General features: G+C 79.8%; 3 protein-coding genes and 1 pseudogene. 1 reads left to right on the top strand and 3 read right to left on the bottom strand.

Going from position 1 to position 8,558, the window contains the following annotated elements; genetic code table 11:
• Nucleotides 1-379: pseudogene (locus AB6N23_RS15740) on the bottom strand (NAD(+) diphosphatase); the annotation flags it as partial.
• Nucleotides 380-517: 138 nt separating this feature from the next.
• Here AB6N23_RS15740 and AB6N23_RS15735 point away from each other — a divergent pair.
• Entirely contained in the window at nt 518-1,456 is a 939-nt protein-coding gene (locus tag AB6N23_RS15735) for a phosphotransferase (protein WP_412866940.1), read from the top strand.
• A gap of 19 nt (nt 1,457-1,475) precedes the next feature.
• On the opposite strand, the gene AB6N23_RS15730 is transcribed toward AB6N23_RS15735, so the two are convergent.
• Nucleotides 1,476-5,006, bottom strand: coding sequence for an ATP-dependent helicase (locus tag AB6N23_RS15730; RefSeq protein WP_412866939.1), 3,531 nt, complete (start codon nt 5,004-5,006; stop codon nt 1,476-1,478).
• The gene (locus tag AB6N23_RS15725; RefSeq protein WP_412866938.1) at nt 5,003-8,269 is read right to left on the bottom strand and encodes an ATP-dependent helicase; all 3,267 of its coding nucleotides are present in this window, start codon (nt 8,267-8,269) and stop codon (nt 5,003-5,005) included. The genes AB6N23_RS15730 and AB6N23_RS15725 overlap by 4 nt, the downstream gene beginning before the upstream one ends.
• Nucleotides 8,270-8,558: the final 289 nt, after the last annotated feature.

Raw genomic sequence — 8,558 nt, 5'->3', positions numbered from 1 at the left:
TGGGCTCGGAGATGTGTATAAGAGTCTGGTGCACGGCCGCGTCGGCGGGGGCGCCGCCCGCCGGCAGGGGTGCCCGGTCGGGCAGGCGGAGCGCGAGGACGCGCGCGCCGTCGTCCTCCGCGCCGAGCAGGAGCCAGGCGTCGGCGGGCGCGCCGTCGGCACCGAGCACCGCCGTGGCCTCCGCCTGCGCCTCGTCGGCCGTGTACCAGCGCACGTGCGCGGGGCCGTCCGTGCGGACGCCGCCGTCGCGCACCACGAGCACCTGCGTGCGGGGGTCGGCGAGCGCGGCGGGCACCGCGTCCGGGGCCGTGCGCAGCAGGGCCGCGCGGTCCGTGCGGCTGCGGGCGAGCGGGAGGTCGGCGAGGAGGTCGGGCGTCACCCCGTCACGCTACGCGCGGCCCGTGCCGGTCGCCGGGCGTGCCGACCCGCCCACGGGTGCGCCCGGCGGACGAATCGGACGTCCAACACGCCCGGGCGGCGCCACGGCGGACACGCCCCGCGCGCCTACGCTGGCGGCGTGAGCCGTTCGCCCCTCGCCCTCGCCGCCCTCGCGACCGTCGCGATCCCCGGCCTCGACGCGTACGACGTGCGTCGGCCCGCCGCCGCGGGCAACGACTTCGACGTGGCCGTGGTCGTCGACTCCGTGCGTCGGCGCTGGGTGGTCCGGGCACCGCAGCACGCCGGCGCGGGCGCCGCGCTCGAGGCGGAGGTCGCGCTGCTCGACGCGCTGGCGCCGCACGTCGACGAGGGCCGGCTGCCGTTCGCCGTGCCGCGACCGGCGGGTTTCGCGCACCTGCCCGAGGGCGGCCGCGCGTGCGTCCACCGCGAGGTCGTCGGACAGCCGCTGCGGCTCGAGACGCTCCGCCCCGGCCCCGGCCTGGCGGCGTCCGTCGGCCGTGCGGTCGCCGCGGTGCACGAGCTGCCGACCGCCGTGGTCGAGGACGCCGGCCTGCCCGTGTACGACGCGGCCGGGTACCGCGAGCGGCGCCAGGCCGAGGTCGACGAGGCCGCCCGGACGGGTCTGGTCCCGCCGACGCTCCTGCGCCGCTGGGAGGAGATGCTCGAGGACGTCGCGCTGTGGCGCTTCCGGCCGACCGTCGTCCACGGCGACCTCACGAGCGCGCACGTGCTCGTCGCCGAGGGCGCGGTCGCGGGGGTGCTCGACTGGGGCGGCGCGATGGTCGCCGACCCCGCGGACGACCTGTCGTGGCTGCTCGTGGCCGCGCCGCAGGACGCGGTCGAGTCGATCCTCGAGGCCTACCTGCTGCGCCGCACCGAGCTCACCGACCCGCACCTGGCGGACCGCGCCATGCTGGCGGGCGAGCTGGCGCTGGCACGGTGGCTGCTGCACGGCGTGCGGACGGGGCGCCGTGACGTCGTCGACGACGCCGTGGAGATGCTCCGCGACCTCGACGAGCACACGCGCGTCGAGGACGAGGCCGCCGCGGCGCTCTGACGCCCCGCACGCCCCGGCGTCAGGCACGGGCGGCACCGGGCCCAGCGGCCGCGTCGGCGGCACCGTCCGCGTCGGCGGTACGCCCGGGCACGGGCGCGGCCGCGGCCAGGAGCGCCGCGATCTCGTCCTCCTCGGGCAGGCGGTCGGGCGCGACGGTCACCCCGGCGCCGACGTAGCAGAACGCGGCGCGGACGAGGGCGGGGTCCGTGCCGGTCCAGCGCGCCCACGCCAACCGGTACACGGCCAGCTGCAGGGCCCGCGAGTCCCGCTCGGCGCGGTCGGTCGGCGGTGCGCCCGTCTTCCAGTCGACGACGACGACCGCCCCCGCGTCGTCCGGCCGGTCGGGGTCCGCGAACACCGCGTCGATCCGCGACCGCAGCACGTACCCGCCGATGGTCGTCTCCACGTCCACCTCGACGGCGACGGGCGTGCGGTGCGCCCACGGGGTGCGCAGGAACGCCGCGCGCAGCTCCGCCTGGTCGGCGTCCACGGGCAGCGAGTCGTCGTCGGCGCCGGGCAGGTCGTCGAGGTCGACGAGGGCCGCGCTGCCGTACCACGCCTCCACCCAGGCGTGGAACGCGGTGCCGCGCCGCGCCTGTCGGGACGGCTCGCGCGGGACCGGCCGGCGCAGGCCGAGCGCGAAGTCGGCGGGGTCCGCGTCGAGCCGCACCAGCGACGAGGCCGAGAGGTGTGCGGGCAGGGCGACGCGCGCGTCGCCGCCGCGCCGCTCGGCCTGCTCCGCCAGCAGACGGTCGGCGAGCGCGTCCCAGTCGTCCGGGGCGTCGTCCGCGCCGTCGTCGCCGGCGGGCCGGTCGGGCACGGGCCGGTCGGGCACGGGCCGGTCGGGCACGGTCCGGTCGGGCACGGTCCGGTCGGGCGCCGGCGCGGCGAGCGCGGTCAGCACGGCCGCGGCGGCGGCCTCGACGGCGGGCCGGCGGGGTGCCGCGCCGTCGCGGGCGAACGGGTCCGCGGGCCACACCGCCGTCTCGGCGAGCGCGGCGCGCGGGTTCGTCTCGTCGGGGGCGGGCTCGTCCGCCCACGCCTGCACGGCGGCGAGGCCGGCGTCGACGAGGTCGGTGAGGAACGGCGAGACGCGGCGGGGTGACTTCGCGTCGGCCCACCGCGCGGCCGTGAGGAGCAGGCGGTCGCGCGCCCGGGTCACGGCGACGTACGCCAGACGCCGTTCCTCCGCCACCTCGTGCTCGCCCGCGTCGTGGGTGAAGCGCGTGAGGCGCTCGGCGAGCTCCTTGGCGTCGGCGGCCCCCGCGCACTCGAGCCGGGGCAGGTCGTCCGCGTCGCCGCGCAACGGGTAGGGCAGCACGCCGAGCCCGGTGAGCCAGCCGGAGTCCTTGGGCCCGTCCGGCCCGAGCATCGGCGTGGCGGGCAGACCGCCGTCGACCATCCCGGCGACGGCGACGACGTCCCACTCCAGGCCCTTGGAGGCGTGCACGGTCATGAGCTGCACCGCGTCGGGGTCGGGCTCGGCGACGGGCAGCTCGAGCCCGTCCTCCCGCGCGTCGGCGGCCTCGAGCCACGCGAGCAGCGCGCCGAGGCTGGGCCGGTCGGCGCCGCGCGCGAAGTCCGCGACGACGTCGGCGAACGCGTCGAGGTTGGCGCGGGCACGGCCGGGGTCCCCGTCGGGCCGGGCCTGCACCTCGATGTCGAGGCCGAGCAGCCGCTCGGCCTCGTTCACGAGCTCGGGCAGGGACAGGCCCTGGTGGGTGCGCACGGCACGCAGCACGCCGGCGAGCTCGCGCAGGCGGGCGCGGCCGACGGGTGTCAGGGCGCGGCCCGCCGGGCTGCGCCACCTCTCGGGCGGCAGGTCGTCGAGCGCGTCGACGAGGCTGCGCTCGTCGACGACGTCGGCCTCCACGCCTCCGCCCCGCGGGTCGCGGGCGCCCTGCGTGCGCGCACCCTGCCGCGCCCAGTCGCCGAGCGCGTGCAGGTCCGCCGCGCCGAGCCGTGTGCGCGCGCCCGTGAGGAGCCGCACGAGCGCGTCCCCGCGCGTCGGGTCGTGCGCCGCCTGCAGGACGGCGACCAGGTCGACGACCTCGGGCGCGGCGAGCAGACCGCCGAGGCCGACGACCTCGACCGGCAGCCCCTCGGCACGCAGCGCACGGCGCAGCGGCTCGAACTGCGAGCGCTTGCGGCACAGCACGGCCGCGGTCCGGCGGCCGGCGGGGTGGCTGCCGGGACGCCACTGCTCGGCGACGAACGCCGCGACGGTCGCCGCCTCCTCCTCGACGGTGGTCGTGACGGCCGCGAGCACCGTGCCCTCGCCCGCACCGGGGCGGGCGCGCAGCTCGGGCACGTCGACGCGCGCGCCGGCGTCCCGCAGCGGCGCCGCGACGTGGTTGGCCGCGGCGAGCACCGCGACGTCGTTGCGCCACGAGGTCGACAGCTGGACCACGTCGGCGGGACGACGGTGCTCCCGGCGGGCCCCGCGACCACGCGCGTCGGGCTCGACCACCGGGAACATCTCCGGGAACCGCGCGAGGCCGGCGGGGCTGGCGCCCCGCCACCCGTAGATCGACTGGTGCGGGTCGCCGACCGCGGTCACCGGGTGGCCTCCGGAGAAGAGCGCGGAGAGCAGCACCAGCTGCGCGTACGAGGTGTCCTGGTACTCGTCGAGCAGCACGACGCGGTAGCGGGCGCGCTCGGCGGCGCCGACCTCGGGCGCGTCCCGGGCGATGCGCGCCGCGAGCGCGACCTGGTCGCCGAAGTCCAGCGCGTCGGCGGCACGCTTGCGCGCGCGGTAGTCGGCGACGAGATCGAGCACGCGGGCGCGCTCGCCGAGCGACGCGACGAGCGCCCGGGCCTTGGCCTGCGGCGCCCGGCGGTCCTCGCCGACGGGGGTCGCCGCGAGGTCGGCCGCGAGGGCCTCGACGCGGGCCCGCGCCTCGGCGGGCTCGAGCAGGTGCTCGTCCAGGGCGCCGGCCAGGGACAGCACCGCGTCGACGACCGTCGACGTGGCGGCGGCGGTGTCGAGGTCCTCGGTCCACGACTCCACCACCTGCGCCGCGAGCTGCCACTGGGCGGCCTCGCCGAGCAGGCGGGCGCCGGGCTCGACGCCGAGACGCAGCGCGTGGTCGGAGACGAGGCTCGCGGCGTACGCGTGGTAGGTCGACACGTGCGGACGCGCGAGCTCGTCCAGCACGTCCGCGCCGGTCGGGAGCGTGACGCCCTCGCGCGCGGCCGCGCGGGCCAGCGCGCGCAGCCGCCGCCGGACCCGCTCCGCGAGCTCGCCGGCGGCCTTGCGCGTGAACGTGAGACCGAGGACCTGCTCCGGCGCGACGAACCCGTTCGCGACGAGCCAGACGACGCGGCCGGCCATCGTCTCCGTCTTGCCCGAGCCGGCGCCGGCGACGACGAGCGACGGCCGCAGCGGTGCCTCGATGACGCGGCGCTGCTCCTCCGTCGGCGGGTGCTGGCCGACGAGGACGGCGATCCGCTCGGCGGAGAGCACGGGCGCGGGCGCCGGCCCGGTCGGCGACCGGCCGGGTGCCTGCGCAGCGGCTGCCCGTGCGGCGGCCGCCTGCGCCGGGCTCATGCGACCACCTGGCCGCCCTCGCCGCGCAGCGGGCACGCCCGCCGCACGGGGCACCGGTCGCAGAGCTCGTTGGTGCGCGCCTCGAACGCCGAGGCCGCCATGCGGTCGGCGACCTCGTCGACGAGCGCCCGCGCCCAGCTGGGCCCGTCGGTCTCCGGGCCGAGCGGGTCCTGGCGGCGCTCGGTCGGGCGCTGCGAGCCGCTGGACAGGTAGACCAGGCTGGCGCCGGTGCTCGCGGCGCCCGCGGGCAGGCCCGGCACCGCGCCGGCGTCCACCGCGAGCTGGTACGCCCCGAGCTGTGCGTGCTCGGCGGACTGCGCCGTCGTCGGCACGCGGGAGCCGGTCTTCAGGTCGACGACCCGCACGGTGGGACGGTCGCCACCCGCGTCCCCCGCCGCGTCACCCGTCTCGCCCTCCGGCGGGGCCACCAGCTCGACGCGGTCGACCGACCCGCGCACCACGGCCCGGTCGGTCTCGAGCGTGAAGGGGGCCTCCACCAGGAGCGGCTCGCCGGAGGTGCGCAGGTAGGTCGCCAACCGGTCCACCATCGCGTCCGCGCGGCGGCGTGCGGCCACCGACGGCCAGCCCTCGCCGAGCCCGAGCTCGGGCCACCGGCGGTCCAGCTCCGCCGCGAGCGTCGCCCGGTCGGCCGTCGGGTGCTCCTGGGCGATGGCGTGCACGAGCGTGCCGAGCGACTGCAGCGCGGACGACGCCGGCGTGCCGCCCGCCGACTCCAGCGCCCAGCGCAGCGTGCACCGCTGCGCGGTCTCGAGCCGCGACGGCGACACGGGCACCCGCTCGTCGGCGGCCCACAGCGGTGCGGTGCTCGACGGCGCGGCGAGCCCGAACCACGCGTCGGGGTGGGCACCGGCGACGCCGGCGCGGGCCAGCCGGGCGAGCGTCCGCGCGGCCGCGGGGTCGGGCGTGCCGGTCTCGCGGGCGGTGCGCTCGAGGGTTGCGCGCAGACGTGCCACGAGGCCGCGCAGGTCGAGCGGGACGGGCGCGGACGTGCGCCGCGGGTCCGGGCCGTCGCCGGGCGGCGGCTGCACGAGGTCGAGGAACGGCGACGGGCTCGCGTCCTGGTCGTCCACGGCGGTGACGAGCAGGTGCGTCCGCGCGCGGGACACCGCGACGGTGAAGGAGCGCAGCTCGTCCGCGAGGACCGCGGCCCGCGCGGCACCGAGGTCGGCGCCCGGCGCACCGCCGGGCGACGCGTCCGCGGTGCGACCGGCGACCACGTCGACGAGCGCCTGCGCCCCCAGCAGGGAGTCGCGCAGGCGCAGGTCCGGCCACGCGCCGTCCTGCACCCCGACGACCGCCACCACGTCCCACGCGCGGCCCGCCGCGCCGGCGGGGGTTAGCACGCTCACGCCAGCGGCCCGCGAGCTGGCGGCGAGCGAGTCCGCCGGCAGGTCCTGCGCGAGCACCCAGTCGACGAAGGTCGACGGCGTCGCCTGCGGGTTGCGGTCGACGAACACCTCGGCGGCCTTGAACAGCGCGAGGACGGCGTCGAGGTCGCGGTCGGCGCGCTCGCCCGCGGCGCCCCCCGCCAGCGCGACGCGGCGCCAGGGCTCGGCCAGCCCGGCACGGTGCCAGACGGCCCAGAGGACGGCCTCGACGTCGGCGCCCGGCGCGGCGACGGCCTGCCGTCCCGCCTCGAGCACCGCGGCGAGCCGCTCGACGGGCCGTGCGACGTGCGGCGCGAGCGTCGCCGCCCGCCCGGGCGCCTCCAGCGCCTCGACGAGCAAGGCGTCGCTCGAGCGCCCGCCCCCGCCCGCGAGCTCCTCGGCGCGCAGCGCGCGCCGCACCCGGCGCAGGCCCACGCTGTCGAGCCCGCCGAGCGGCGAGCACGCGAGCCGCGCGGCCGTCTCGGCGTCCAGCGGCTCCCCCACGGCGACACGCACGGCGTCGAGCAGCGGACGCACGGCCGGCTCGTCGCGCAGCGGCACGTCGGAGCCGACGACGCGGACCGGCACGCCGGCCTGCGCGAGCGCCCGGCGCAGCACCGTCACGCGCGCGCCCGACCGCGCGACGACCGCCATCTCGTCCCACGGCACGCCGCGCCGCAGGTGCGCCGTGCGCAGCTCGTGGGCCACCCACGCGGCCTCCTGCGCACCGCTCGCGAGCACGGCGACGCGCGGCGCCGGCCCGTCCGGCACGTCGTCCGGCGTGCGCGCGCGCCGGTGCGCGGCCGTGCCGACGGCGCCGATGCGCTCGGTCAGGCGGGCGGTCACGGCCCGCAGCGCGGGCGTCTGCCGCCACACGGTGCGCAGGACGACGTGCTCCGCGCCGAGCTCGCCGGTGCCCGTCCCGTCGACGGTCGCGCGCGCGACGAGCGCCGGGTCGGCTCCGCGGAAGGTCTGCACCGCCACGTCGGGGTCGCCGAGCAGCAGCAGGCGCGCGCCGCCGTCGGCGAGCGCGCGCAGCAGCCGGGCCGTCGCGGCCGTGCTCTCCTGGTGGTCGTCGACGACGACGAGCCGGCGGCGCGGGCACGGCACGCCCGGTACCTCGGCGTCCCAGCCGCGCAGCGCCGCCACCGCCGCGTCGACCACGACGGCGGGGTCGAGCCGCTCGCCCGCGTCGGGCGTGCCCGCCGCGAGCGCCATCACGTCGAGGTACTCCGCGTACAGCGCCGCGGCCGCGACCCAGGCCGGCCGGTGGTGCCGGCGGCCGAGCGCCGCGAGGTCGGACGGCGCGAGGCCGCGCTCGGCCGCGCGCATGAGCAGGTCCCGCAGCTCGTCGCGGAACGCCCGCGCGGTGCGCGCCTCCGCCGGGACGCCGGCGGGCCACACCGGCCCCGGCACCTCGCCGGCGGCGTGGCCGGCGAGCAGCTCCGCCAGCGCGCGGTCCTGCTCCGGCCCGGAGACCAGCACGGGCGTCGGCTCGCCGAGCGCCCCGGCGCGCGCCCGCAGCACGGCGAACGCCACCGCCGCGGGCGTCTGCACGAGCGGCCGGCCCGACGTGCGCCCCAGCCGCACGGCCAGCCGGTCCCGGAGGTCGCCCGCGGCACGCCGCGACGCGGCGAGCACGAGCACGTCGTCCGGCGCGAGCCCCGCCTCGACGGCGGCCGCGGCGGCCTCCAGCGCGACCGTCGTCCGCCCCGTGCCCGGGGCGCCCGTGACGAGCAGGACCGGGTCCGTCCCGGCGGCGACCCGCGTGACGACGTCCCGCTGCTCGGGGTCGAGCACGGGCCCCGACGCCCCCGCGACGTGCGCGCGGACGGTCGGCGGCGGCACCAGGCGCGTGGTCGCTGCGGTCGTCACGGGCCCGATCCCACCACGGACCACCGACACCCCGGTCACGGCCCGCCGGGGCGGGCGTGGACGCCGCGCCGTCCCGGACGTACGCCTCAGTACGATCGCGGGATGACCGAGCCCCCGGCCCCGCCGGACGGCGCGGGGGCGGCCGCGGCCGCCTACGACACCGGGCACAGCCTGCCGAGCGCCGCGGGCTGACGGCCGCCGCCGCCCGGCGCCACGGCGCGATGACGAGCTCCGCGACCAGGTCGCCCGCCATCGTGAAGCGGTAGGCGAGGTCGACGACCCCGCCGGG

This window comes from Cellulomonas pasadenensis (genome assembly GCF_047229365.1).
GTDB lineage: Bacteria > Actinomycetota > Actinomycetes > Actinomycetales > Cellulomonadaceae > Cellulomonas.
The sequence above is the reverse complement of the archived record's forward strand: the minus strand, read 5'-3'. Positions and strand labels throughout refer to the sequence as shown.